Source organism: Bradyrhizobium sp. WYCCWR 12699, assembly GCF_032144035.1.
Lineage (GTDB): Bacteria > Pseudomonadota > Alphaproteobacteria > Rhizobiales > Xanthobacteraceae > Bradyrhizobium.
Window position 1 is genome coordinate 1 of sequence record NZ_JAVTJN010000030.1, and the last position, 25,054, is coordinate 25,054.

Below are 25,054 nucleotides of genomic sequence, written 5' to 3' on the forward strand. Positions count from 1 at the left end.
CTCGTCCACACGCGGTTTCGGGCTCACAGGGACTACCCGCCCTGCCCGCACCTCTCATGCCGACGCTGCCGCGTCCACCGCAAGCCCGGCTCGCGATCAAGACGACCTCGAGATCGCCCCTCCTGGCTGAGCCGGGATGAGCCGACACATACGACAAATCCGAATTTCGGTAAAGTGGAATATTTTTGCGGGAGGGACTTGACGGGGTTTCGGTGTTTTGCCCGACGGGTCGCGATCGGGGCCGCAGGTAAGGTTAATTGTTCCTTTCGATTGTCGGTAAAGTTTTATCTATTATTCTCTTTGCCGTGGACGACGAATTCGGGGCTTCGATAGTGCTTGCGTTTTGCCTGATCGTGATTGGGACTGCGTTGCTTCTCTCCGGCATTGTTGCCTTCGGCTTTCATCGAAACTCGCTGCACTCGATGGCGCTGCTGTAGCCGCATCAGGGCGCTGGCTCTACGCATGATCAATCCTCGTTATCCGCGGCGCGCCTCGCGAACCGCTCATCTGCCCGCCGTAGCCTTCGGCACAGTTCGCGGTTGATGTTCTGCAGGACGATCACATAGGCGTGGATATCGGCCTTGTAGCAGGCGTAGAGATTTTTCGCGGTCAGCTCGTACAGCACCGTCGGCATTTCCGCGACCACCGTGGCAGATCGGTTCTGCATTTCGATCAGCGTCATTTCGCCGAAGAAGTCGCCGCGCTCGAGAACGGAGATCGGGATGACGCGGCCCGTATGCGTCCGTTTGCTCACCGCGAGCCGGCCGGATTTGACGATGAACATCGAACGTCCCGGCTCGCCTTCCGCCACCACGGTGTTGCCTGCCTCGAAGCGGCGCTCGACCAGCATCGACATCAGGAGATCGAGGCTTCCGTCCGGAAGGCCGCCGAAGAACGGCGTCGCGAGCAGGAACGCTTTCAGATCGGGGGCCGTGACGGTCATGCCGCAAGGATATGCCGCGTCGCCAACCGCGACAAGCAGTGCGACGTAGCCCGATGGAGCGCAGCGTAATCCGGGGCTGTCGGCCGCGGATACAGCGGTCCCGGATTACGCTTGCGCTCCATCCGGACTACGGGCTCTCCCCGCGCAGCGTCCGTCGCTTTCGCCAGACCTGCAGATCGATCATGACCTTTGCGGTGGCCACAACGACCAGCACGCACAGCACGGCCTTCGAAACCATCTCCATGGTTCCTTCGATGAGGAGGCAGTGCACCACGCTGCCAACGACGATGACGATCGCGAGCGGCATGTGAATGAAGCGCCAGGTGCGTGGCCGCAGCTCGAAGCGACGGCGCAGGGACGCGAGCAGCGCGACGATGAAGATGGCCCACATCGCGGTGACGCCGAAGGGCGAGAACGGCGTCGGCGAGGCGTAGGTCAGCGCGTCGATCATGTCGGGCGGGCTGGTGATCCAGAGGCCGGCGACGTGGATCACCACGGCCAGCAGCAGCGCGCCGCCGACCCAGTGATGGGCACGCCGGCCGCGATAGGCCGACAGCGGCGCCAGATAGCCGCCGATCAGCAGCGGCTGCACCAGCACGAGACCGAGCGCGGCGATGCCGGCGAAACCGGCGAGGATGTAGACCGGCCCGCGCCAGGCGAGCTGCTCGCTCGTTGCTGCAAACCCGGTCGGCACGCCGATGGCCACGGCAAGGGCGACCCAGATCAGGATCACCCGCGGCGACTTCCACCCCGTCATCCGCCGGCCCGGTCAGACCGGCTGCAGCACGAAGTGCGCTTCGAGACTGGTTTCCTTGGCGCTCCGCATCACCGGCCGCAGGAAGACGGTCTTGAACTCGCCGCTGTCATAGGCGAGGTGGCCATGCGGCTGGCCGAAGATCGGAATGATCTGCGGCATCTCGAGCCGGAACTTGCCGTCCTTGTCGGTGAGCGTGGCGCCGTGACTCTGCGGCTCGTGCTCCTGGCCTTCGACCGTGTGCGCCCAGATCTGGATGCGCTGGCCGGCGAGCGGCGCGCCGTCACCGGCGCGGCGCACGGTGCCGCTCATCCAGAAACCGCCCTTGCCGATCCGCTCCACGACCGCCGCGCCCTTGCGGTAGTTGTTCGCGCCGCCGGACATCGACTCGGTCGGAGCGAGGCCGTCGGCGCGGGCGGGCAGAACGAGACCGGGCATGCCGGTTGCCACAATACCGGTTGTCAGGACCGCGCCGCCGGCGACGAGCAGGTTGCGGCGGTTGAGTACGGTGGTCATATCGGTTCCTCCTGGCGGTCGGCGCGATCGCGCGCCGCAAGATGATCTCTCGTGCCCGGGACACGGGGATCGCCGTGCGATGGCTACGCCAAGTTACAACAGCAGGCGCCAAACTCCCAGTTGCGACGAACGGCACCTAAGGTCGCAATAACAGTGTTGTGAACGGGCGCGCGAGGCACTTAAGCACCCCTCCCAGGATGCTTGGAGCGGTGAATATGATGGGTTTGGCAAGTGCTCTACCCATCCTACGCACCGACACTACATGTGGTGGCTCAGTTCCTCCTCGCCGGTATTCCTCATGATCCCTTTCTCCGTGCTCGACCTCGCGCCCATCCGACAGGGCGGCGACGCCGCGCAGGCGTTTCGTAACTCGCTCGATCTGGCCCGGCATGCGGAAGGCTGGGGCTACAAGCGGTTCTGGCTGGCCGAGCACCACAACATGACCGGCATCGCCAGCGCGGCAACGTCCGTGGTGATCGGGCACATCGCGGGCGGCACCAAGACGATCCGCGTCGGCTCCGGCGGGATCATGCTGCCGAACCATTCGCCGCTGATCATCGCCGAGCAGTTCGGCACGCTGGAATCGCTCTATCCCGGGCGGATCGATCTCGGGCTCGGGCGGGCGCCGGGCACCGACCAATTCACCGCACGGGCGCTGCGGCGCGACCTCGCGACGAGCTCCGAGAACTTTCCGCACGATGTGCTGGAGCTGCAGGCGCTGCTCGGCGAGGTGCAGCCGAACCAGGCGATCCGCGCCGTGCCCGGCATGGGGACCAAGGTGCCGCTGTGGATTTTGGGGTCGAGCACCTTTGGCGCGCAGCTTGCCGCGATGCTCGGCTTGCCGTTCGCCTTCGCCTCGCATTTCGCGCCGCAGATGATGATGCCGGCGCTGCGTGAATATCGCGCGCGTTTCGAGCCGTCAGCGCAGCTCGACAAGCCCTATGCGATGGTCGGCGTCAATGTCTTCGCCGCCGACAGCGATGATGAGGCGCGGCGGATGTTCTCCTCGCTGCAGCAGGCGTTCATCAATCTGCGCCGCGGCACGCCGGGCCCGCTGCCGCCGCCGGTCGACGACATGGACGCGCGGTGGTCGCCGGCGGAAAAGGCCATGGTCGGCCAGTCGCTGTCGTGCTCCGCGGTCGGCTCGCCCGATGTGGTCGAAGCGAAGCTGAAGACGTTGATCGCCGAGACCGGCGCGGACGAGCTGATCGCCACCGGGCAGATCTACGACCACGATGCACGGCTGCGCTCGTTCGAGATCGCGGCCGAGGTGCGGGAGAGGTTGGGGGCGCAGCCGGGCGCGTGAGCGCAATCGGGCGCCGACGAAGGTGCCCCTCCCCCGCTTGCGGGCCTCTGGGGCCCTAATCCGCAAACCCGAACAACTTCGCCGGATTGTGCACCAAGATCTTTTCCAGCTCGGTCTGGTCCGCGACGTAGCGGTACATCAGCTCGAGCAGGTCGGCATCGTTCGGTGGCTGCTTCACCGACACCGGATGCGGCCAGTCAGAGGCCCAGACGCAGCGATCGACAGCGGCCTCGATATAGGCGCGCGCGATCGGGATGACGTCGTCGTAGGGCGCGCCTGTCTTCGAGGTCTTTTCGCCGAGCGACAGCATCACCCAGAAATTGCCCTTGGCCAGCAGCTCCAGCATCTTGCCCAAATTCGGATCGTTCCTGCCGGCCTCGGGATCGGGGCGGGCCATGTGATCGATCAGCACGGGGACGTCGAGATTCTCGTATTTGGCGACGCTCGACATGATGCCGTCCTTCTCCGGCTGGATCTTGGCGTACCAGCCGAGCTCGCGGATGCGCGCGATGGCGCGGGCGAAATCGGCGTCCGACAGCACGGCGCCGAGTTCCTGACGGAAGCTGAAGCGCGCGCCGCGCACGCCGGCGTCATGCAGCTTGGCAAGATAAGCATCGTCCGCTTCCGCAAACACAAGCGCGTTGGCACAGCCGCGATAGTTCGGGCCCATCGCGGCCAAGCCGTCGAGCACGACGGCATGATCGGCGCCGTAGGTCGTGGTCTGCACGATGATGCCGCGCTCGATGCCGAGCGCCCTGTGCATGCGCAGCGCCGCTTCCCAGGTTGCGGTCGGCATCCGATAGGCCGCACCGGGGCGTTCCGGGTATTTCTCGATCGGACCCAGCACGTGAAACTGGCTGTCGACGGTTTTCGGCGGCGGCGCCTTGCTGGGGCGGCGCGGGTTGGGATCGAACGGCAGATAGGTCGGCATGCCAAAACTCCTTCAGTCGATCACGGCGGTGAAGTCGCAACTGACCAGTGCGCCGCCGTCCATATTGTCCATCGGCAGCGCGTGGCGCGCCGGGCGCGAATGCTCGTCCGGAAACATCTTCAGCCACTCGACATTGACGGGGCCGCGGTTGCCGCGGTCCTTCAGCCACACCGTCATCTTGATGATGTCGTCGGTGGTGCCGCCGGCGGCTTCCACCGTCGCCTTCATATGCGCGAACATGTTGGCACATTGCGCGTCGAGACTCTCCGGCATCGCGTTGGTCGCGGGATCGCGGCCGAGGATGACGCCCGACATCACGAGATTGCCGATGCGGCAGGCGTTCGGGATCGGGTTGACGTGCTTGAAGCCGCCGATGTGGATGCTCTTGCGCCGTTTTTGACATGTCATTGTGCGCTCCCTCTTATGTGTTGGTTCAGACGAACTGGCACGACACCGAGCCGAACGGGCCGTAGTCGGCGTGGAACGTGTCGCCGCGCCGGATGTCGACGGGCCGCGTGAACGATCCCGCCAGCACGACCTCGCCAGCCCCGAGATGCTCGTCATGCGGCGCGAGGCGATTGGCGAGCCAGGCGATGCCGTTGGCGGGATGGTTGAGCACGCCGGCGGCAAGCCCGGTCTCCTCGACCTCGCCGTTGCGGAACAGGAGCGCACCGATCCAGCGCAAATCCGCGTCCATCGGGCGGAACGGCCGGCCGCCGAGCACCAGCGCGGCATTGGCCGCATTGTCCGAGATCGTGTCCATGACCTTGCGCGTCTTGCCGGTCTCGGGGTCGACGCGGTGCATGCGCGTCTCCAGGATTTCCAGAGCCGGCGTGACGTAATCGGTGGCGTTGAGCACGTCGAAGATGGTGCAGTCGGGCCCCCGCAGCGGCGCCTTCAGCACGAAGGCGAGCTCGACCTCGATGCGCGGCGCATGGAAGCGGTCGAATGGGATCGGCGTGGCGTCGGCGTAGAACATGTCGGCGAACAGCACGCCGTAATCCGGCTCGGAGATGCCGACCGCGTTCTGCATCGCCTTGGAGGTCAGGCCGATCTTGTGGCCCTTGACGATGCGGCCGCGGCCGAGCTGGAGTTTCGTCCAGGCGCGCTGGACGGCGTAGGCATCCTCGATGCTGAAATCGGGATGTTCCTTCGTGAACATCGGGATCAGCGTCTTGGTCCGCTCGGCCTCGTCGAGGCGCGCGGCAAGGCGTTCGATCGTGGCGGCATCCAGCATGGTCTACTGTTCCGCCGCGACAATGTTGCTGAGCACGCCGATGCGGCTCGACTCGACCTCGACGATGTCGCCGGCTTTCAGCCAACGCGGCGGATCGAAGCGCGCGCCGGCGCCGGTCGGCGTGCCCGTGACGATCAGGTCGCCGGGCTTCAGCGTCGCGAAGGTCGAGAGATAAGAGATCAGGAAGTCGAACGGGAACATCAGCCGCTCGGTCGTGTCCTGCTGCCGCACCTCGCCGTTGACGCGCGTGACGATGTCGTGCGGTCCGCGCGGATCCAATTCGTCCGACGTGACGATCCACGGGCCGATGCTCCCGGAGCGATCGAAATTCTTGCCCTGCGTGACATTGAACTTGCCGTGGCGCAGCCAGTCCCGGATCGTGCCCTCGTTGCACAGCGTCATGCCGAAGATGTGGGACCACGCATTCTCGCGCGGGATGTGCCGGCCGCCCTGCCCGATCACGATGACGAGCTCGCCTTCGTAGTCGAGCTGGTCCGATACTTTCGGCTTCTCCAGCGGCTGGCCCGAGCCGGTCATCGAGGACATGCTGCGCACGAACAGGCTGGGATATTTGGGCAGGTCTGAATTGTCTTTATATTCGGCGTTGCGCTCGGCGTAATTGACGCCGATGCACCAGAGCTTCTCCGGCGCCAGCACCGGCGGCAGCAGCACGAGCTTGTCCAGCGCGTAATCGGGCTTTTGTCCGGCGATGGCTTCCTGCGCATCGGCCAACCCATTGCCCGCGATCAGCACCCTGACGTCCGAGAAGTCGCGGCCGATCCGCCTGGTCAGGTCGATCACGCCGCCGTCGACGGCCGCGCCGTAACGCGGCTCTCCGTCCACGAGATAGCTCAGGAGTCGCATTGTCATTCCTCCGATGATGTCGAGGCGTCCTGGCCGGTGACAGGCCTGCGCGCTCAGTCTTTCGATTTGGGAGTCTGGAACACCGTGTTCAGCGTCACGATCTCGCCGAGCCGGGCGTAGCGGGGGCCGCCGATGCGCGCGATGGGGTCGAGCGCTTTGGTTTCGACCTTGCCGTCATTCACGAGGCCGTCGCGGATGTGAAACATCACGACCTCGCCGACGATGAGCCGGCTCTTGGCATCACCGAATTCCAGGCACTGCCGGAAACGGCATTCCATCGCGACCGGCGCAAGGCTAAGCCGCGGCACCTTGATGCGCTCGCTCGCGATCGTCTCGAGCCCGAGATGCGCGACCTCACTGATCTCAGGCGGATGCTCGACCGACGAGTCGTGCAAGGCCTGCATCAGCGGGGTGTCGGCGATGTGGATGACGTATTCCTCGGTGTCGAGGATGTTGTGCGCGGTGTCCTTGTAGTCGGCGCCCTTGCGGCCGACGCTGATGGCGAGCATCGGCGGCTTCTGCGAGACGAAGGTGAAGGCGCTGAAGGGCGCGAGGTTGAGCACGCCCTTGGCCGACAGGCTCGTGACCCACGCGATCGGGCGCGGCACCACGATGCCGGTCATCAGCCGGTAGATGCGCTCCGCGCCGAGCTCGCCGGGATCGATCCGCATCGATCAATCCGCCCTGATGTTGGCCTTGCGCACGACCGGAATCCACTTGGCGTCCTCGCGCTCGAGATAGGCCTTGAATTCGTCCGGCGTCATCGGCGCGGCTTCGCCGCCGAGCTTCTCGAATTTGTCGACCACGGCGGGATCTCTGAGGATCGCGACCAGCGTCTCGTGCAGCTTGTCGATGACAGGCGCCGGCGTGCCCGCGGGCGCGAACAGGCCGGTGAAGGTCTGGCCGTCGAAGTCCTTGTAGCCGAGCTCGGCGAAGGTCGGCACATCCGGCAGCGACTTCAGGCGGTGCGGTGAGGTGACGGCGAGCGCGCGGAACAGGCCGGCCTTGATGTGCTGCAGGCTGACCGTGAGCTGGTCGAAGGCGAACTGCACCTGCCCGCCGAGCAGGTCGTTGATCGCCGGCGCGTTGCCGCGGTAATGTGCGGTGACCCATTGCAGGCCGAGGTTCTCCTGCATCAGCTCGCTGAGCAGATGGTTGGTGGTGCCGGGACCGGGCGATGCCATGGTCAGCTTGCCGGGGTCGCGCTTGGCGAGCTCGATGAATTCCTTGAAAGTGTTGGCCTGCACCGACGGATGCACCTCGAGCACGAGCGGTGTCATCGAGATCGTCGAGATCGGCATGAAGTCCTTTTTCCAATTATAGGCTTCGCGCTTGTTGATCTCGGTCGCGAACAGCACCGGACCGTTGGCGCCGACGAACAGCGTGTAGCCGTCGGGCGCCGATTTCGCGAAGGCTTCGCCCGCGATCATGCCGCCGGCGCCGGCCTTGTTCTCGATGATGAAGGGCTGGCCGAGCTTTTCCTGAAGCTTGTCGGCGACGATGCGCGCGGCGCTGTCGACATTGCCGCCGGCGGGATAAGGCACGATCAGCTTGACGCTGCGCGCCGGCCATTGCTGGGCCGATACGGGCCCCGCCAGCATCGCGGCAGCGGCGGCTACGGCAATCCAGATTAATCTCATGTTAACCTCCCGGCAGCGCTTCCAATTCCACGTCGAATGCCGCTGGCGTCGCCCAAGGAAAACGCGGACGGCATCTCGATCGCGGCGCAATCTCCAGATGCGCTCTTGTCCTGTCGAGTGAATTGTGGCGTTCTTGTCCATATTATGGACAAAACAAATTCCGCGAAAGCCGGCCGCGGCACGCTGGTACCGCGACAGGGCGCGCAGGCGATCCGGCGCGCCCTCGCCGTGCTGCGTATTCTTGCCGCAGGCCGCGAGGACGGCGTGCCATTGGCCGAGGTGATCCGGGCGACCGGTCTCACCCGCCCCACCGTGCATCGCATCGTCCACGTGCTGATCGAGGAAGGCATCGTCGAACGGCACGAGCGCAGCGGCCGTTACGCGATCGGCAACCAGGTGCCGGAACTGGCGCTGGCACGGCCGCGGCCGTCGCGGCTGCTGGTCGCCGCCAATCCTTCGCTGCGGCGCGCGTCCGCCGAGATCGGCGACACGCTGTTTCTGACGGTACGAACCGGCAACGATACGCTGTGCGTCGACCGCAGGATCGGCATCTATCCGATCCAGGTGCTGTCGATCGAGGTCGGCGCGCGCCGGCCACTCGGCGTCTCCAGCGCGGGCGTCGCCATCCTCGCCGCGATGCCGGCGCAGGAGGCGCGAAAGATCGTCGCAGCCAACGAGAAGCGGTTCGAGGCTTACCGGACCGACACGGCGACGGTCCTCGGCGAGATCACCGCCGCGCGGCGGCTGGGATACGGCATGCGGGAGATCGGCCTCGTGCAGGGCACGAAGTCGATCTCGACCTGGATCAAGACCCCGGATGGGCGGCCGGCCGCGGCGATGACCGTCTCCGCGGTCCGAACGAGGCTCGGCCCAAGGCGGGAGCAAGAGGTGGTGGAGATCCTGCTGCGGGAGGCCAAAATCATCGAGCAGGCGATCGGGGGATAACCCGCGCTGTCAATGGGCTGACGCCGCGCGCCGTTTTGTGGCAAAACGACCGCCTCGCGACCGACCCAACGAGGCCATGCATGCCCGCGCCGAAACCGCCTGCCTTCGAGACCCTGAGCCTGCATGCGGGCCAGCATCCGGACCCCGTGACGGGGGCCCGCGCGGTGCCGATCTACCAGACCACGTCCTACGTGTTCCAGGATTCCGATCACGCGGCCGCGCTGTTCAATCTGGAGCGTGCCGGCCACATCTATACGCGCATCTCCAATCCGACCACCGGCGTGCTGGAAGAGCGGCTCGCCGCGCTCGAAGGCGGCGTCGGCGCGATCTGCACCGCGAGCGGCATGGCCGCGCTGCATCTGGCGATCGCCACGCTGCTCAACGCCGGCGACCACATCGTGGCGTCGAGCTCGCTCTATGGCGGCACCATCAACCTGTTGGCGCACACGCTGCCGCGCTTCGGCATCACCACGACGTTTGTGAAGCCGCGCGATCTCGACGCATTCCGCAGCGCCATCAAGCCGAACACCAGGCTCGTGATCGGCGAGACCATCGGCAATCCCGGCCTCGAGGTGCTCGACATTCCCAAGGTCGCGCAGATCGCGCATGATGCCAAGATTCCGCTGCTGATCGACAACACCTTTGCCACCCCCTATCTCAGCCGTCCCATCGAGCTCGGCGCCGACATCGTCATGCATTCGGCGACCAAATGGATCGGCGGCCACGGCATCGCGATCGGCGGCGCGATCATCGACGGCGGCCGTTTCGACTGGCGCGCATCGGGCAAATTCGCCGTGCTGACCGAGCCCTATGGCGGCTATCACGGCATCGTCTTCGACGAGCAGTTCGGCACGGCGGCCTTCATCATGCGCGCGCGCACCGAAGGCCTGCGCGATTTCGGCGCCTGCCTGTCACCGACCAATGCGTTCCAGCTCTTGCAGGGCATCGAGACGCTGGGCGTGCGCATGGACCGCCACATGCAGAACACGCACCTCGTGCTGGAAGCCCTGAAGTCCAACAAGGCGGTCGACTGGGTGCTGCATCCCTCGCTGGAGACGCACACGGATTATCAGCTCGCCAAGCAGCTCCTGCCGCGCGGCGCGGGCTCGATCATCTCCTTCGGCATCAAGGGCGGACGGCCTGCAGGGCGCAAATTCATCGAGAGCCTGCGCATGATCAGCCATCTCGCCAATGTCGGCGACGCCAAGACGCTGGTGATCCACCCGGCCTCGACCACGCATCAGCAGATGGACGCCGAACAGCTCAAGGCCGCCGGCATCGGTGAGGAATTGGTGCGGCTCTCGGTCGGCATCGAGACCGCGAGCGACATCATCGACGATCTCGCGCAGGCGCTGCGCATCTCGCAGAAGGTCTGACACCATGAAGCTCTCCGTCAACGGCCTCGAGGTGTTCGCCGCAACCGGCGGCCGCGACTTCAACAAGTCGCTGCCCGCGGTCGTCTTCATCCATGGCGCCGGCTTCGACCATTCGACCTGGGCGCTGCACACGCGCTGGTTCGCCCATCACGGCTTTGCCGTGCTCGCGCCTGACCTTCCCGGGCACGGCCGTTCGGCCGGCCCCTCGCTCGGCAGCATCGCCGAGATGGCGGAATGGACCGCGGCGCTGCTCGATGCCGCAGGCGCGGCGAAGGCGCATCTGATCGGCCATTCCATGGGATCGCTGATCTCGCTGGAGACCGCGGCGAGGCATCCGGACAAGGTCTCAGCGCTCAGCCTGATCGGCACCGCCGCGACCATGACGGTGGGCCCGGATCTCCTGAAGGCCGCCGAAGCCAATTCGCAGGATGCCAACGACATGGTGTCGATCTGGGGCCTCGGCTTCAACGCCGAGCTCGGCGGCAGCCTTGCGCCGGGCCTGTGGATGCATGGCGGCGCGCAGGCCGTGTTGAAAGCTTGCGAGCCGGGTGTGCTGTTCAGGGATCTGTCGGCCTGCAACGCCTATGCGAATGCGCTTGCCGCCGCCGCGACGGTCAAGGTACCGACGACGCTGATCCTCGGCGAGCGAGACATGATGACGCCGGCGAAGGCAGGCAAGGCGCTTGCCGCCGCGATTCCGCATGCAAAAACCGTCGTTGTGCCGGGCGCCGGTCACATGATCATGGCCGAGCGCCCTGATGAACTGCTGGCGGCCTTACGGAGCTGAAAAGGATCAATCGATCCTCTCGCGCGTTGCGGTGAGACATCCCTGTACATGTTGAGGGAACTCACCCCATGCCAAGACAAGAAGTGATCCGCAAAGCGAAGCAGGACAAGCGCGCGGGCAAATCGGCCAGCACGCAGGCCGGCGAATTCGTCAAGGATGAGATCGACAGGATCCGCAAAGGCAAGCACGGCGCACGCTCGACGAAACAGGCCATCGCGATCGGTCTCTCCGAAGCACGCCGGGCCGGCGTCGACCTGCCGCCTCCGCGCAAGGGAAAAGCCAAAAAGTCGACGCGCCGCAGCGCCAAATATGCCTACGAGGTCGGCCAGGGCAAACGCACGCCGAAGCGTAGGCCGCGTGTGTCGCGCGCCGTCGAAGGCGTGTTGAAGAAGGAGCCGCGCTCGACCGCGTCGCGGAGCGCGCTGTCGAAGCAAAGCAAGCGTGCCGCGAGCCGGCGAAGCGCCGCGTCGCGTTCGGCGGCCGCGCGCAAGGCGAGCCATACCAAGGGTGCCAAGGTCCGCTCGGCCGCCGCAAAGAAGGCGGCACGCACCAGGGCGCGCCGCCGCAGCTGATCAACTGAGACGCCGGCCCCGCTCGGAGAGCACCGCACGTGCGGCGCGTTCAGCCTCGCGCGCCGAGCGGAACTGGCGGCCTTCGAGACTGTCGAACAGCCGCTCGGAGGAGAAAAAACGGAAGCCGCGCTGGCCTCTGGTGACGATGCCGGCGACGCGGTCGTGGATCTCGATGATGTAGGCGTTCGATGGGGCTTGGGACATGACTGCTCGCTCGCCGAGGTCCCGGCGTTCCTGTTTTGAGATTTGTCGTGTGGGCTGTTGCTGGAAGGCGATCAGCAATAACAACAGGCGCCGGTGGCCGCCGAGAAACAGCGCCGCGTCATGCACGCATGCATGTCGTTCGGATTGCGCTTCTGAGCGGTTCTCATATGGCGGCTTCGGCTCGAGGAGCAGTTTCTATGCTGCGACTATCGAGCGATCGGCGCGATTGGTCAATGAAATGGCTATCCATATTTGCGATGACGGCGCTGGAGCGCTTCTCCTGCGGCAAGCACCGGCAACTGGATTCATCTCGCGATGAGTTCAACGCGGGGACGCAGTCGTCATGATAGGATTCCAGCAGCCTACAGAACAGAAGAACCGGGAGGTCCAGCGATGACGTATGATTTGAAAGGACGCACCGCGCTCGTGACCGGCGGCTCGCGCGGGATTGGCGCTGCCGTCTGTCGCGCGCTGGCCGCATCAGGCGCGGCGGTGGCGATCAACTGCCGCGAACAGATCGGCCAAGCCGAGCAGCTTGCAGGCGAGATCGTCAAGCAGGGCGGCCGCGCCATCGTCGTTGCCGCCGACGTCTCGCAAGCCGGGGCCGTGGCCGGCTTGGTCGAACGCGTGACAGGCGGGCTCGGACCGATCGACATCCTCGTCAACAACGCCGGCATCGCCATCACGCGCGGCATCGAGGATCTCACCGAGGAGGATTTCGACCGAACGATCCTGGTCAATCTGAAATCCGTCTTCCTGTGCACGCAGGCGGTGCTGCCCTCGATGCGCGCGCGGAAATGGGGCCGCATCGTCAACATCTCCTCGGGCGCAGCGCGCGGCGCTGGCTCTATCGGACCGCACTACAATGCATCCAAGGCCGGCATGGAGGGCTTGACGCGAGGCTATGCGGCGCGGCTGGTGAAGGACGGCATCACCGTCAATGCGGTGGCGCCGTCGCTGATCGAGACCGACATGATGAGCGGCCAGCCCCAGCTCGTCAGCCGCATCCCGCTCGGCCGCTTCGGAACGGCGGACGAGGTGGCCAAGGCGGTGATGCTGCTGGTGGACAATGCCTATATGACCGGACAGACGATCGCGCTGAGCGGCGGTATGGCGTTCAATTGAGGGGCGAAGCGGCAATCTCCACTTTCCTTCTCCCCTTGTGGGAGAAGGTGGCGCGAGGCGCCGGATGAGGGGTATCTCTCCACGAACTCGATCGCGAGAGATGCGAGAATGGAGAGATACCCCTCACCCGTCTCGCCGCTATTGCGTCGAGCCACCCTCTCCCGCAAGGGGAGAGGGTAAGACAATCACCACATCGTAGCGGCTGCGCGTTCCGGCCAGATCCGATCATATTCGTCGCCGCCGACCTTGTTGTCGCTCATCTCGGCGAGAATCTGACCGGGCGTCGGCAGGGTCTTGGGATCAACGCGCTTGTCGGGATTCCAGAGGTCGGAGCGGACGATGGCGCGCGCGCATTGGAAGTAGATTTCGTCGACCTTCATCACCATGACGCTGCGCGGCGCCTTGCCTTCGACCTTGAACGAGGCCAAGAGCTCGGCATCGATCGAGAGATGGGCGCGGCCGTTGACACGGGTCGCGTTGCCGGAGCCGGGGATCAGGAACATCAGCGACACCCTTGGGTCGCGCACGATGTTGCGCAAGGAATCGACCCGGTTGTTGCCGCGGCGATCCGGCAGCATCAACGTCTTGGGATCATGGATGCGGACGAAGCCGGGCAGATCGCCGCGCGGCGAGCAATCGATGCCCTCGGGCCCGATGGTGGCGAGCGCGGCGAACGGCGCCTTCTCGATGAAGATCCGGTAGAGCGGGGTGACGTGGTCGGCGACTTTCACGGTCGAGGCGTCATTGGTGACGCCGTAGATGGCTTCCAGTTGCTCGACCGTCGTGATCACCGTCATTCCGTTCTCCTGGTTGCAGTGGCTATTCCTGCCGGCCTTGGTCCCTGATGACGCTCACGAGCTCGCGGCTGTGATGGTCCGCGCTGCCGGCGTTGACGATCGTGACATCGGCCTGCGCCGAGGCGTCATCGACGCTGCGGGTGAGACGCTCCGCGATGTCGCCATCGCTCTGCCGCGCGCGCGCGGCAAGCCGCGCGGCCAGGACCTCCGGCGGCGCGGTGATCGCGACCACCACGACATCGGCGTAGGCCCGGCGCAGGGCGCCAAGCACGGTGCGCGAGACGTTGGCGACGACCGTGCGGCCGGCACGGATATCGCCGTTGATCTCGCGCGGCAGTGCGTAGGAATGCCCATGCGCGTCCCAGTGCACGGCGAAATCGCCGTGCTCGCGCGCACGGCGGAATTCGTCCGGGCTGACCGCGATATTGTCTTCATCGGCCGACGACGCACGCGTCACGACACGGCGCGGAAAGACGATGTCGCGATCACCGGCGCAGGCCGCCTGCGCGAGCCGCAGCAACGTGTCCTTGCCGGCGCCGCTGGGGCCGACCACGAGCACGAGCCGGCCGGGGCCGATTGCCCCCGCCTCGCCCTGCGCCGTGGCCGAGATCTGGCTCATGCGACGCGGTGTCCCTCGCGCCAGACGCTGCGGACGACGGGAACGTGGCCGGCGACGTGCACGCGGATCAGATCTGCGCGCTTGCCGGCCGCGACCTCGCCGCGGTCGGTGAGGCCAACCGCCTCGGCGGGTGCCTTCGTCACCGTGCGGACCGCCGCCGGAAGGCTGATCGCCGGCACATGCTCGGGCAGATGCAGCGCGGCCATCAGCAGGCTGGACGGGATGTAGTCCGACGACAGGATATCGAGCAGGCCTTCGCGGGCGAGATCGACCGCGGCGATGTTGCCGGAATGCGAGCCGCCGCGCACGACGTTCGGCGCGCCCATCAGGATGTCGATGCCTGCCTCGTGCAGGCCGCGCGCGGCCTCCAGCGTGGTCGGGAATTCGGCGACCGAGACGCGATCACGCACGGCATCCGCGACGTTCTCCTCGGTGGTGTCGTCGTGGCTGGCCAGCGGGATGTTGTACTGATGCGCCAGCGCGACGATCTCGCGCATGTTGGTGGCGGCGTATTGCTTCTGATATTCGAAGCGCTTTGCGAACAGCTCGTCGAGCTCGGCATCGGTCTTGCCGCCGTTCTTGCCACGGTAATAGTCGCGCAGCTTGCCTTCGTCGCGGAACTGGCGCTGGCCGGGGGTGTGATCCATCAGCGACATCAGCTTGACGTCGGGACGGTCGATCAGCTCCCTGGCCTCCTCGACCACGCTCGGCATCGGGATCTCGCAGCGCAGATGCAGGAAATGGTCGGCGCGCAGCAGGCTGGCCTCGCGCGCGGTCGTGATCGCGGCGGCCAGCACGCCGGCACGGCCGTCCACCTCCTCGGCGCCGTCCTCGCGCCAGACCCGGAGCGAATCGAACACGGTGGTGATGCCTGACGTGGCGAGCTGGCCGTCATAGGAGATCACGGCCGCGACCGGATTCCAGAACACCTTTGGCCGCGGCACGTAATGGGCTTCGAGATGGTCGGTGTGGAGCTCGATCAGGCCCGGCATGATGAGGTCGCCGCCGGCATCCTCCGCTCCTGCTGGCGCTGTCCCATCGCCGATCTCGGCAATGCGGCCATTGGCAAGGGCGAGCCAGCCTTGCTCGATCACCCGGTCCGCCAGCACGATCCTGGCATTGGCGATCACGATGTCCTTCGGGGCGTTCATGTCCATGTCCTTCAGGCGGCGGCGGCAAAGCTGGTGACGTCGACGATACGGTCGGCAATCAAATGGCGGATTTCGTCGTCATGGACAATGGCGACCATGGCAACACCCTGGCGTTTCTTTTCAGCGACCAGCTCGACCACCACCGCTCGGTTGGCGGCATCGAGCGAGGCGGTGGGCTCGTCGAGCAGCAGGATCGGCAGGTCCGAGATGAAGCCGCGCGCGATGTTGACGCGCTGCTGCTCGCCGCCGGAGAAGGTCGCGGGCGGAAGCTGCCACAGCCGCTCCGGGATGTTGAGGCGACGCAGCAGCTCGCCGGCGCGGGCCTGCGCATCGGCGCGGGCCATGCCGTTCACGATCAGCGGCTCGGCGACGACGTCGATGGTGGACACCCGCGGCACCGCTCGCAGGAACTGGCTGACATAGCCGATGGTGGCACGGCGGACGTTGAGCACCTGGCGCGGCTCGGCGCTGGCGAGATCGATCAGCGCGCCGCGATGGCGGATGCCGATGCGGCCGCTATCGCAGCGGTAATTGCCGAAGATCATCTTCAGGATCGACGACTTGCCAGCGCCCGATGGCCCCGAGAGCACGACGCACTCGCCGGGATTGACCTGGAAGGTCACGCCGCGCACGACCGGCAGCTCGATGCCGCCTTGCAGGTGCATCGTGAAGGTCTTGTTGGCATCGGCGATGTCGATCATGGCGGTCATTGCAATGCTCATATCGAAAGGCTCATGGCGGTAGAATCGAGGAGACGAGGAGCTGGGTATAGGGCTCGCGGGGATCGTCGAGCACCTGGTCGGTGAGACCGGTCTCAATGACGCGGCCGCCCTTCATCACCATCACCCGGTGCGACAAGAGGCGCGCGACCGCGAGATCGTGGGTGACGATGATGACGGCGAGGTTCAGCTCGGCGACGAGGCTGCGCAGGAGGTCGAGCAGGCGGGCCTGCACCGACACATCGAGTCCGCCGGTCGGCTCGTCCATGAACACCAGCCGCGGCTCGGTGACGAGGTTGCGCGCGATCTGGAGCCGCTGGCGCATGCCGCCGGAATAGGTGCGCGGCGCATCATCGATGCGCGCTGTGTCGATCTCGACGCGGGTGAGCCAGTCCGACGCGGTGTCGCGAATGCGGCCGTAGTGGTTCCAACCCACCGCCATCAACCGCTCGCCGACATTGGCGCCGGCCGAGACAGCCATGCGCAGGCCCTGCGCCGGATCCTGGTGAACGAAACCCCAATCGGTGCGGAACAGGAAGCGCCGCTCGGCCTCGCCCAGCGTGGCGAGATCGCGCGCGACACCGTCGCGCATTCGGTAGGAGACGTGGCCGGCGCTGGCGGCGAGCTGACCCGACAGCAGCTGCAGCAGCGTCGACTTGCCCGAGCCGGATTCGCCGACGATCGCCAGCACCTCGCCGGGATAGAGCGAGAACGAGACGTCGCGGCACGCGGCGATGCGGCCGAAGGACTTGCTGAGCGACGTCGCGACCAGCAACGGCTCGTCGATCTCGTGCAGGTCTGGATCAGCCATTCGACGCCTCCCGCGCTTTCTCCTTGTACGGCGCGGCACTCAGGCTGCCGTGATGGCCGGCGGCCTGACGGCCCTCGCAATAATCGGTGTCCGAGCAGACGAACATGCGCCCACCCTTGTCGTCGGTGACGATCTCGTCGAGATAGGAATTCTCGGCCGCGCACAGCGCGCAGGGCGCGTTGAAGCGATAGGGCTCGAACGGGTGATCCTCGAAATCGAGCGACACCACTTGCGTATAGGGCGGAATCGCGTAGATGCGCTTCTCGCGGCCGGCGCCGAACAATTGCAGCGCCGGGCAATTGTCCATCTTGGGATTGTCGAATTTCGGCGTCGGCGAGGGATCCATCACATAGCGCGCGTTCACCTTCACCGGATAGGCATAGGCGGTCGCGATGTGGCCGAAGCGGGCGATGTCCTCATAGAGCTTCACATGCATCAGGCCGTATTCGGCGAGCGCATGCATGCGCCGCGTCTCGGTCTCGCGCGGCTCGAGGAAGCGCAGCGGCTCAGGGATCGGCACTTGGTAGACCAGCACCTGGTTTTCGCCGAGCGCTGCTTCGGGGATGCGGTGACGGGTCTGGATCACGGTCGCCTCTTCCGTCGCCGTGGTGGTGGCAACGCCGGCGGTCTTGGCGAAGAATTTGCGGATGGAGATCGCGTTGGTGGTGTCGTCGGAGCCCTGGTCGATCACCTTCAGCACGTCGGAAGGACCGAGGATCGCCGCCGTGACCTGCACGCCGCCGGTGCCCCAGCCATAGGGCATCGGCATCTCGCGGCTGGCGAACGGCACCTGATAGCCGGGGATCGCGATCGCCTTGAGGATCGCGCGGCGGATCATCCGCTTGGTCTGCTCGTCGAGATAGGCGAAATTATAGGCCGGCGCGTTCATTCCGCGGCCTCCTTCATGGCATCGGGCGTCTGGGCATCGGCAAATTCTTTCCGCAGCTTGCGCAGTAGACCGAGCTCGGACTGGAAGTCGACATAATGCGGCAGCTTGAGATGCTCGACGAAGCCGGTCGCCTGGACGTTGTCCGAATGCGACATGACGAACTCTTCGTCCTGCGCGGGTGCACGCACCTCCTCGCCGAGCTCGCGGGCACGCAGCGCGCGGTCGACCAGCGCCATCGACATGGTCTTGCGCTCGCTCTGGCCGAAGGCGAGGCCATAGCCGCGGGTGAAGCACGGCGCTTCGGTCGCCGAGCCCTTGAACTGGTTGACCATCTGGCATTCGGTCAGCTCGATCGCGCCGAGCGGCACGGCGAAGCCGGCGTCTTCCGCCAAAAATTCCACCTCGACCTCGCCGAAACGGATCTCGCCGGCGAAGGGATGGTTGCGGCCATAGCCGCGCTGGGTGGAATAGCCCATCGCCAGCAGGAATCCTTCGTCGCCGCGCGCGAGGTTTTGCAGGCGCAGATCGCGGTCGGCCGGAAAATTCAGCGGCTCGCGGGTGAGATCGCCGACGCCGGCGCCGTCCTCGGCCTGCGGCGAGGATTCGATCAGCCCGTCGCGGCCAAGAATGTCGGTCACGCGCGGCGTCGGCGCGGTGGAGGCTTCCGCCGTGGCCGGAGCCTCCGGCGCAAATCCTTGCGCGAGCGAGGGATCGAGCAGGCGGTGGGTGTAGTCGAAAGTCGGCCCAAGGATCTGGCCACCCGGGATGTCCTTGAAGGTCGAGGACACCCGCCGCTGCACGCGCATCGCGCCGGTATCGACCGGCTCGCTCGCACCGAAGCGGGGCAGCGTGGCGCGGAAGGCGCGGACCAGGAAGATCGCCTCGATCAGATCGCCGCGTGCCTGCTTGATCGCGAGCGCCGCGAGCTCGCGGTCGTAGAGCGAGCCTTCGCTCATGACGCGGTCCACGGCGAGGCCGAGCTGCTCGGAGATCTGGTCGAGCGAAACCTCCGCAACGTCCTGGTCGCCGCGCCGCTTATGGGCGAGCAGGCGATGGGCGTTCTCGATGGCGCGTTCGCCGCCTTTGACTGCGACATACATGCTTCAGCTTCCCTTGCTCACGACGCGAATGGTGCGGGGGATCGCGACCACCGAGTCATCGGCGACCAACACCACGTCGATGCCGCGCGGAAACAACGGCGCGTTGAACCGCAGGCGTTCGAACAGGTCGAACGGCTTGATCGAGGCCTGCAACGTCGCGGCGCCGTCGATGCCGGGACCACGCAGCTCGAAGCTGCGGCCTGCGTTGAGGCTCTCGACCTGGAGGATGACCGTGGTCGAGCGATCCGGATATTCGCTGGTGCCGAGCGCGAATCGCTCGTGCGGAGGAAGCGCCGCGCCATCGCTGATCAGCGCAAAACTCGCGATGGAAGAATCCTGCACCACGGGCGCACCGGTGTGGAATTTCAGCCATTTCACGACGTCCAGTCTCTCAGCCATCCGCGCATCGAGCCAGAGCGGCGTATCGTGATCGAACAGCGTCAGCGCGATCGCGGCGGTGCCGCGCATCATCGTTTCGGGCGCCCCCGCTCCCGGCACGATGCGCTGGACAGAGCCGGGCCGCGCCATCGCGTCCATGACGGAGCGAAAGGTCGATTGCGCCGACAGCACCTTGTCGGCGAAGCCCGGCGGCAATTCCGCAATCGTGGTCATGATCTCACCCCTCACCGCGCACCATGGTGTAGAAATCAACCTTCGTCGCAGCGGTCTCGGCCGCTGCCTGCTGGCGCCTGACCATGAGCTGCTCCCGCAGCGGCGCGATCACGTCGCGCTCCACGGCGCCGCCGAAATCACGGGATTGCACCAGCGCATCGCACAGCGCGATCAGCCGCGCCTTTTGACCGTCGCGCCCGAGCGTGTAGCCGAACCCGACCTCGCCGCTCGCAAGCCGCACCGCCGCGCGCGACACCGTGGCTTCGCCGAGATTGAAGGGCGCGCCGTCACCGCCGACCCGGCCGCGCAGCATGACGAGGCCGTTTTCGGGCGCGCGCAGGTCTTGATGGGCCGGCAGGCCCAAATCGCGGAGACGGGCGGCGATCTCGCCCGCCTCCGCGTGCGCCAGCACGGCCATCGCGGCCTTGCGCTGGGCTTGCTGGTTGTTGTGCTGGGTCACCCGATCCACCGAACCTTTTGACAGAACTTGCCGCGCCGAAGTTGTCTATGATAATAGACAACTTCATACGGGAGCGCCATGACTGTTTCGTGACAAGAGCGTGATTTCTGGGCTAGGCTGACCGGCGATATGAGCATGCAAGACACCGCATCGTCCGGCGTTGCGCTGTGGCGCCTCGTTGCCGACGGCATCGAGCGCGGCATCGCCGACGGCCGCTTTGCGGCCGGCGACAAATTGCCGGGCGAGATGGAGATCGCCGAAAGCTATCGCGTGAACCGCCATACCGTGCGACGCGCACTGGCGGCCCTCGCCGAGCGCGGCCTGGTGCGCGCCGAGCGCGGCAGCGGAACCTATGTCGAAGCGCAGAAGCTCGCCTATCCCCTGCGCTCGCGCACCCGTTTCTCGGAGATCGTCGGCGCCGGCGGCCGCGAGCCGCGCGGCCAGTTGATCGAGGCCTCCGACGATGTCGCGACCCGCGAGCTGGCGCGCGAGCTGGGCCTGAAGGCCGGCGCGCCGCTGGTGCGCATCGAGGCGATCCGCCTCGCGGATCGCACGCCGATCTGTGTCTCGACCACCTGGCTCTCGGCCGAGCTGTTTCCCGGCGCGGGCGCCGTGTTCGCAGCGACGCGATCGATGACGAAGCTGCTGGCGCATTACGGCGTGCGCGACTATCGCCGCGGCGCGACCCGGATCACCGCCGGCATCGTGGACGCCACAGACGCGGCACGGCTGGATCTGGCGCTAGGACGCCCGATCCTGGTGGTGGACGCGACCGACCACGATCTCCAGGGCAAGCCGCTGATGACGAAGCACTCGCGGTTCGCGGCCGAGCGGGTGGAGTTTCTGGTGGAGAACGGGTGACGTGACCGCTTCTTCCCCTCTCCCCTTGTGGGAGAGGGTGGCTCGCCGCAGTTGCGGCGAGACGGGTGAGGGGTTCTCTCCGTGAGCGAATCTCTCGCGCCGAACTTGCGGAGACAGACCCCTCATCCGGCGCTTCGCGCCACCTTCTCCCACAAGGGGAGAAGGAAAGAACTCAGGCCACCGCCCTGCGCCCGATGATCGCAAAGCGCAGCTTGCCTGAGATGAAATCGATCGCGGCGACGGCGACCAGGATCATCAGGATCAGGAACGACACTTTCTGCCATTCCAGCACGCGGATCTGCTCGGCGAGCTGGAGGCCGATACCGCCGGCGCCGACGATGCCGATGATGGTGGCCGAGCGCGTGTTGGATTCGATGAAATACAGCACCTGGCCGGCGATGACAGGCATCACCTGCGGCAGCAGGCCGAAGCGGATCTCGTGCAGCGGGCTGCCGCCGGAGGCGCGGATGCCCTCGACCTGCTTCTGGTCGGCGCCTTCGATCGCCTCCGAGAACAGCTTGCCGAACGCTCCGAAATCCGACACGGCGATGGCGAGCACGCCGGCGAACGGGCCGAGCCCGACGACGTTGATCCACACCAGCGCCCAGATCAGCGTGTCGACGCCGCGGATCGAATCGAGAAAGCGACGGACCGGAAAGCGCAGGATGTTCGACGGCACCACGTTGCGCGCCGCCAGCAGGCTGACCGGCAACGCGAAGATTGCGGCGAGCGTCGTCCCCAGCAGCGCGATCGACAGCGTCTCGCCGAGCGCTTTCAGATAGATCGGCAGCGAGGAGCCGGTATCAGGCGGGATCATCATCAACGTGATCCAGCCGAGCTGGCTGAGACCCGCGAAGAATCGCGACGGCGAGAAGTCGAGATCGACGAGGCCGTAAACGAGCACCGCAAAGGCCGCGACGATCATCGCGGGTATGGCGAGCCGCGCCGAGGCGGGCCGGTCGAATACGTCAGGATAGCGCGCGCGAAGCGCCCGCGGATCGACCTCGTGCGGCGTCACGTCCGCGCCTCCTTGCCGAACAGGCGGCCGCGCAGCCAGCCGGTGGTGATGTCGATGATGAAAACCGCGATGATGATGGTGAGCAGGATGGCGCTGACGTCCGAATAATAGAATTTGCGGATGGCAACGACGAGCTCCTGGCCGATGCCGCCGGCGCCGACGAAGCCCATGACGGAGGCTTCGCGGACGTTGATCTCGAAGCGCAGCAGCGCGTAGCTGGCATAGCCCGCCGTCACCTGCGGCACCACCGCGAAGCGCATGCAGGACAACCAGCTGGCGCCGGTGGAGCGGATGCCCTCGACCGGCTTCATGTCGGCGTTCTCGACGATCTCCGAGAACAGCTTTCCGAGCGCGCCGGTCGAATGGATCGCGATCGCGAGCACGCCGGCCATCGGACCGAGCCCAAAGGCGATGACGAACACCAGCGCGAAGACGATGCCGGGGACGGTGCGGGCGAATTCGAGCAGGCGCCGGACGACGAAGCGCAGCCAGGGCGCGGGCGAGGTGTTCTCGGCCGCGAAGAAGTTGAGGCAAAATGCGACAGTCGCGCCGATCAGCGTGCCGACATAGGAGATCAGCAGGGTCTCGCCCAGCATCTTCAGCCATTTGCGCCAGCCCCACAGCCACTCGCCGACATCGGTCCAGACGCGCTGGCCGCTGTCGAGCGTGAGGATGCGGTCGAAATAGCTGACGAAATTGCCGAAATAGGTGAACAGCGTACGCAGATTCACTTCCGCGCCGATCGCGGCGAGAACCAGCGCCGCGCCGAAGACCACGATTCCCAGCAGCAGGCGGAGCCGCTTGCGCCCGACCGCCCGGCGATAGGCGGCGTCGAGCACGGCGAGCCGCTGGGCGGGGAGGATCGAAACCGCTGTCGTCATCGGCTTGAGATGGTCCCGTCAAAGAAAGAGCCGGGTCCAGGGACCCGGCTCAGGTGCGTTGTCCCGATACTCAGGACGCCTTCTTCTTGCGCAGCGCGTCGACGAACTTGATCAGCTCGATCGTGCCATCCCAGTCCTTGGTGGTGGCGTGGTTGAACCCCTTCTTCTGGCCGTCCTGGAGGCGATCGAACGCCGCCTTGTCCTTCGCCGGCGCATCGAAGAACGCCTTCGCGATGGCCGCCTTGGCGTCATCAGGCAGGTCGGAATTGTAGGCGTAGGGACCGTTGATGATGGGTGCGGACTTGTGGATGATCCGGAAGTCGTCCTTCTTCATCGCCGAGCCGTCGGCATTCTTCAGCATGCCCTTGGTCAGCATCTGCGCCAGCGTCGAATCGTCGTCGGTGGTCCACTGGTTGGCCGCGACGTCGACCGTTCCTTGCGACAGGGCCAGCATCGCGTTCTCGTGGCTGCCGGTGAAGACGACCTTGCTGAAATAGCCCTCGGCATCGTGGATGCCCATCTTGTCGAGCTCGAAGCGCGGCACGTTGTTGCCGGAGGTCGAGTTGGGATCGACGAGGCCGAGGTTCTTGCCCTTGAGGTCGTCGATCTTCTTGTAGGCGCTGCTCGCCTTGACGAAGAACACCGAATAGTAACCGGTGGAGCCGTCGGCGTTGATGTCGTTGGCGAAGGCGTCGGTCTTGACGCCGGTCAGGCGGGCACGCGCGAACGAGGCCGAGCCGTAGCTGGCGATGTGGATGTTGCCGGCGCGCTGGCCTTCGATGACGGCGGCGTAGTCATTGGCGATGCGCAGCGTGACCTTCACGCCCAGCTCCTTCGAAAGATAGCTCATGAACGGCGCCCAGCGCTCGGTGACGCCGGAAGCGTTCTCAGCCGGAACGACGGCGAAGGTCAGCTCGGGATATTTGGCCTTCCAGTCGTCGGCGGAGGCGGAGGCCGTGAACGCAAGCGCGGCGGCGCCGGCGAGAACCAGTCTGCGAGTGATCATGTTACCCTCTTCATCGGTTGGGGTCGGTTGACGCAAAGATTTGCAACTAAACGAATGGATCAGGCGGCCGCGGCCGTTCCGAGCGCGGGCACGCCAGCGGGCACTGGCACGGGCATCGCGCCCATGACGTCGGCGGCTTCGAGATCGTAGAGCTCGCGGGCGACGTGGTCGGTCAGCGCGGACGGCGCGCCGTCGAACACCACGCGCCCCTGCGCCATGCCGATCAGGCGGTCGCAATAGCTGCGCGCCAGATCGAGCGAATGCAGGTTGCAGAGCACCGTGATGCCGAAATGCTTGTTGATGCGCAGCAGTGCATCCATCACGATCTTGGTGTTGCGCGGATCGAGCGAGGCGATCGGCTCGTCTGCAAGGATGATGTCGGGCTGCTGTACCAGCGCACGGGCGATCGCGACGCGCTGCTGCTGCCCCCCGGAGAGCTGGTCGGCGCGCTGCGCGGCGAGCGAAGCGATGTCGAACTGCTCGAGCGCCGACATCGCCAGCGCCTTGTCCTGCTCCGGCCAGGTTTGCGACAACGAGCGCCAAGCCGGCATCGTCGCAAGCCGCCCCATCAGGACATTGGTGAGGACATCGAGCCGGCCGACCAGGTTGAACTGCTGGAAGATCATCGCCGAGCGCGCCCGCCATTGCCGCAGCTCCTTGCCGCGCAGCGCGGTGACGTCGATGCCGTCGAACAAGATCCGTCCCTCGGTCGGCGTCACCAGGCGGTTGATGCTCCGCAGCAGAGTCGACTTGCCGGCGCCGGACCGTCCGATCACACCGACGAAGCCGCCGGGGGAGATTTGAAACGAGGCGTCGTCCACCGCGGCTTTCGCGCCGAAGCGACACGTCAGACCATCCACCACCAGCATGCAAGGCTCCAGATTAGCTGGGGCCCACCGCTAACGCCGGCGCTTAACACTTGTGTGACAG

Annotated in this window: 31 protein-coding genes; 8 read left to right on the forward strand and 23 right to left on the reverse strand. The window is 66.0% G+C overall.

Going from position 1 to position 25,054, the window contains the following annotated elements; genetic code table 11:
• The first annotated feature begins 257 nt into the window (after positions 1-257).
• Positions 258-437 carry a hypothetical protein gene (locus RPS27_RS10685; protein ID WP_211415695.1) on the forward strand — a complete coding sequence of 60 codons (180 nt, stop codon included), beginning with the start codon at positions 258-260 and terminating at the stop codon, positions 435-437.
• A gap of 29 nt (positions 438-466) precedes the next feature.
• On the opposite strand, the gene RPS27_RS10690 is transcribed toward RPS27_RS10685, so the two are convergent.
• The 3 genes from RPS27_RS10690 to RPS27_RS10700 form a co-directional block, all read right to left on the reverse strand.
• Positions 467-943 carry a Crp/Fnr family transcriptional regulator gene (locus tag RPS27_RS10690; protein ID WP_211415694.1) on the reverse strand — a complete coding sequence of 159 codons (477 nt, stop codon included), beginning with the start codon at positions 941-943 and terminating at the stop codon, positions 467-469.
• Between the two features lie 127 nt (positions 944-1,070).
• Entirely contained in the window at positions 1,071-1,700 is a 630-nt protein-coding gene (locus tag RPS27_RS10695) for a ferric reductase-like transmembrane domain-containing protein (RefSeq protein WP_194404682.1), read from the reverse strand.
• Between the two features lie 12 nt (positions 1,701-1,712).
• Positions 1,713-2,213: a Twin-arginine translocation pathway signal gene (locus RPS27_RS10700; protein WP_212065204.1), complete on the reverse strand. Its 501-nt coding sequence runs from the start codon at positions 2,211-2,213 to the stop codon at positions 1,713-1,715.
• 298 nt (positions 2,214-2,511) lie between these two features.
• Here RPS27_RS10700 and RPS27_RS10705 point away from each other — a divergent pair, with 298 nt between their 5' ends.
• Positions 2,512-3,519, forward strand: coding sequence for an LLM class flavin-dependent oxidoreductase (locus RPS27_RS10705; protein WP_212065203.1), 1,008 nt, complete (start codon positions 2,512-2,514; stop codon positions 3,517-3,519).
• 55 nt (positions 3,520-3,574) lie between these two features.
• On the opposite strand, the gene RPS27_RS10710 is transcribed toward RPS27_RS10705, so the two are convergent.
• Genes RPS27_RS10710 through RPS27_RS10735 form a run of 6 tightly spaced genes read right to left on the reverse strand, consistent with a single transcriptional unit; the run spans position 3,575 to position 8,191 of the window.
• Complete coding sequence (locus RPS27_RS10710) at positions 3,575-4,450, reverse strand: amidohydrolase (protein WP_212065202.1); 876 nt, start codon at positions 4,448-4,450, stop codon at positions 3,575-3,577.
• A gap of 12 nt (positions 4,451-4,462) precedes the next feature.
• Positions 4,463-4,858, reverse strand: coding sequence for a RidA family protein (locus RPS27_RS10715; protein ID WP_313753995.1), 396 nt, complete (start codon positions 4,856-4,858; stop codon positions 4,463-4,465).
• Positions 4,859-4,883: 25 nt separating this feature from the next.
• A complete protein-coding gene (gene hpaH / locus RPS27_RS10720) occupies positions 4,884-5,687 on the reverse strand; it encodes a 2-oxo-hept-4-ene-1,7-dioate hydratase (RefSeq protein ID WP_211415690.1) in 804 nt (267 codons plus the stop codon).
• Between the two features lie 3 nt (positions 5,688-5,690).
• Positions 5,691-6,551, reverse strand: coding sequence for a fumarylacetoacetate hydrolase family protein (locus tag RPS27_RS10725; RefSeq protein ID WP_212065200.1), 861 nt, complete (start codon positions 6,549-6,551; stop codon positions 5,691-5,693).
• 53 nt (positions 6,552-6,604) lie between these two features.
• Complete coding sequence (locus tag RPS27_RS10730; protein ID WP_212065199.1) at positions 6,605-7,222, reverse strand: flavin reductase family protein; 618 nt, start codon at positions 7,220-7,222, stop codon at positions 6,605-6,607.
• A gap of 3 nt (positions 7,223-7,225) precedes the next feature.
• Complete coding sequence (locus RPS27_RS10735; protein WP_212065198.1) at positions 7,226-8,191, reverse strand: Bug family tripartite tricarboxylate transporter substrate binding protein; 966 nt, start codon at positions 8,189-8,191, stop codon at positions 7,226-7,228.
• Between the two features lie 144 nt (positions 8,192-8,335).
• Here RPS27_RS10735 and RPS27_RS10740 point away from each other — a divergent pair, with 144 nt between their 5' ends.
• The 4 genes from RPS27_RS10740 to RPS27_RS10755 all read left to right on the forward strand — a co-directional run bounded on the left by RPS27_RS10740 (position 8,336) and on the right by RPS27_RS10755 (position 11,871).
• Positions 8,336-9,136: an IclR family transcriptional regulator gene (locus RPS27_RS10740; protein ID WP_212065197.1), complete on the forward strand. Its 801-nt coding sequence runs from the start codon at positions 8,336-8,338 to the stop codon at positions 9,134-9,136.
• An 80-nt stretch (positions 9,137-9,216) separates the two neighbouring features.
• Positions 9,217-10,512, forward strand: a complete 1,296-nt coding sequence (locus tag RPS27_RS10745; RefSeq protein WP_212065196.1) for an O-acetylhomoserine aminocarboxypropyltransferase — start codon at positions 9,217-9,219, stop codon at positions 10,510-10,512.
• A gap of 4 nt (positions 10,513-10,516) precedes the next feature.
• Positions 10,517-11,299 carry an alpha/beta fold hydrolase gene (locus tag RPS27_RS10750; RefSeq protein ID WP_212065195.1) on the forward strand — a complete coding sequence of 261 codons (783 nt, stop codon included), beginning with the start codon at positions 10,517-10,519 and terminating at the stop codon, positions 11,297-11,299.
• Between the two features lie 68 nt (positions 11,300-11,367).
• Positions 11,368-11,871: a DUF6496 domain-containing protein gene (locus RPS27_RS10755; RefSeq protein ID WP_194404694.1), complete on the forward strand. Its 504-nt coding sequence runs from the start codon at positions 11,368-11,370 to the stop codon at positions 11,869-11,871.
• Here the strand turns inward: RPS27_RS10755 and RPS27_RS10760 are convergent, their stop codons facing one another.
• Positions 11,872-12,075: a hypothetical protein gene (locus RPS27_RS10760; RefSeq protein ID WP_212065241.1), complete on the reverse strand. Its 204-nt coding sequence runs from the start codon at positions 12,073-12,075 to the stop codon at positions 11,872-11,874.
• Positions 12,076-12,468: 393 nt separating this feature from the next.
• Between RPS27_RS10760 and RPS27_RS10765 the strand changes: the two genes are divergently transcribed.
• The gene (locus RPS27_RS10765) at positions 12,469-13,200 is read left to right on the forward strand and encodes an SDR family NAD(P)-dependent oxidoreductase (protein ID WP_211415682.1); all 732 of its coding nucleotides are present in this window, start codon (positions 12,469-12,471) and stop codon (positions 13,198-13,200) included.
• A gap of 185 nt (positions 13,201-13,385) precedes the next feature.
• Here RPS27_RS10765 and RPS27_RS10770 read toward each other — a convergent pair whose 3' ends face one another.
• From RPS27_RS10770 to phnG, 9 genes are read right to left on the reverse strand one after another with little or no spacing between them, the layout of a single operon-like run.
• A complete protein-coding gene (locus RPS27_RS10770) occupies positions 13,386-13,997 on the reverse strand; it encodes a pyridoxamine 5'-phosphate oxidase family protein (RefSeq protein ID WP_212065194.1) in 612 nt (203 codons plus the stop codon).
• A gap of 22 nt (positions 13,998-14,019) precedes the next feature.
• The gene (phnN, locus tag RPS27_RS10775) at positions 14,020-14,616 is read right to left on the reverse strand and encodes a phosphonate metabolism protein/1,5-bisphosphokinase (PRPP-forming) PhnN (RefSeq protein WP_212065193.1); all 597 of its coding nucleotides are present in this window, start codon (positions 14,614-14,616) and stop codon (positions 14,020-14,022) included.
• Entirely contained in the window at positions 14,613-15,767 is a 1,155-nt protein-coding gene (locus RPS27_RS10780) for an alpha-D-ribose 1-methylphosphonate 5-triphosphate diphosphatase (RefSeq protein WP_211415679.1), read from the reverse strand. Before RPS27_RS10780 ends, phnN begins: the two co-directional genes overlap by 4 nt.
• An 11-nt stretch (positions 15,768-15,778) precedes the next feature.
• Positions 15,779-16,477, reverse strand: a complete 699-nt coding sequence (gene phnL, locus RPS27_RS10785; RefSeq protein ID WP_212065240.1) for a phosphonate C-P lyase system protein PhnL — start codon at positions 16,475-16,477, stop codon at positions 15,779-15,781.
• A gap of 22 nt (positions 16,478-16,499) precedes the next feature.
• Positions 16,500-17,297 carry a phosphonate C-P lyase system protein PhnK gene (gene phnK, locus RPS27_RS10790; protein WP_212065192.1) on the reverse strand — a complete coding sequence of 266 codons (798 nt, stop codon included), beginning with the start codon at positions 17,295-17,297 and terminating at the stop codon, positions 16,500-16,502.
• The gene (locus RPS27_RS10795) at positions 17,290-18,186 is read right to left on the reverse strand and encodes an alpha-D-ribose 1-methylphosphonate 5-phosphate C-P-lyase PhnJ (protein ID WP_212065191.1); all 897 of its coding nucleotides are present in this window, start codon (positions 18,184-18,186) and stop codon (positions 17,290-17,292) included. The genes phnK and RPS27_RS10795 overlap by 8 nt, the downstream gene beginning before the upstream one ends.
• Positions 18,183-19,286, reverse strand: a complete 1,104-nt coding sequence (locus RPS27_RS10800; RefSeq protein WP_194404701.1) for a carbon-phosphorus lyase complex subunit PhnI — start codon at positions 19,284-19,286, stop codon at positions 18,183-18,185. The genes RPS27_RS10795 and RPS27_RS10800 overlap by 4 nt, the downstream gene beginning before the upstream one ends.
• A gap of 3 nt (positions 19,287-19,289) precedes the next feature.
• Positions 19,290-19,898, reverse strand: a complete 609-nt coding sequence (gene phnH, locus RPS27_RS10805; protein WP_313753996.1) for a phosphonate C-P lyase system protein PhnH — start codon at positions 19,896-19,898, stop codon at positions 19,290-19,292.
• 4 nt (positions 19,899-19,902) lie between these two features.
• Positions 19,903-20,367, reverse strand: a complete 465-nt coding sequence (gene phnG / locus RPS27_RS10810; protein WP_212065189.1) for a phosphonate C-P lyase system protein PhnG — start codon at positions 20,365-20,367, stop codon at positions 19,903-19,905.
• 120 nt (positions 20,368-20,487) lie between these two features.
• Here phnG and phnF point away from each other — a divergent pair, with 120 nt between their 5' ends.
• Positions 20,488-21,219 (forward strand): phosphonate metabolism transcriptional regulator PhnF, encoded by a 732-nt coding sequence (gene phnF / locus RPS27_RS10815; protein ID WP_211415673.1) that lies wholly within the window; start codon positions 20,488-20,490, stop codon positions 21,217-21,219.
• Between the two features lie 172 nt (positions 21,220-21,391).
• Here phnF and phnE (RPS27_RS10820) read toward each other — a convergent pair whose 3' ends face one another.
• From phnE (RPS27_RS10820) to phnC, 4 genes are all read right to left on the reverse strand, one after another.
• Positions 21,392-22,237, reverse strand: coding sequence for a phosphonate ABC transporter, permease protein PhnE (gene phnE, locus RPS27_RS10820; protein WP_313753997.1), 846 nt, complete (start codon positions 22,235-22,237; stop codon positions 21,392-21,394).
• Entirely contained in the window at positions 22,234-23,118 is an 885-nt protein-coding gene (gene phnE, locus RPS27_RS10825; RefSeq protein WP_212065187.1) for a phosphonate ABC transporter, permease protein PhnE, read from the reverse strand. The genes phnE (RPS27_RS10820) and phnE (RPS27_RS10825) overlap by 4 nt, the downstream gene beginning before the upstream one ends.
• A 70-nt stretch (positions 23,119-23,188) precedes the next feature.
• Complete coding sequence (phnD, locus tag RPS27_RS10830) at positions 23,189-24,124, reverse strand: phosphonate ABC transporter substrate-binding protein (protein ID WP_211415670.1); 936 nt, start codon at positions 24,122-24,124, stop codon at positions 23,189-23,191.
• Between the two features lie 59 nt (positions 24,125-24,183).
• Positions 24,184-24,993, reverse strand: coding sequence for a phosphonate ABC transporter ATP-binding protein (gene phnC / locus RPS27_RS10835; RefSeq protein ID WP_313753998.1), 810 nt, complete (start codon positions 24,991-24,993; stop codon positions 24,184-24,186).
• Between the last annotated feature and the right edge of the window lie 61 nt (positions 24,994-25,054).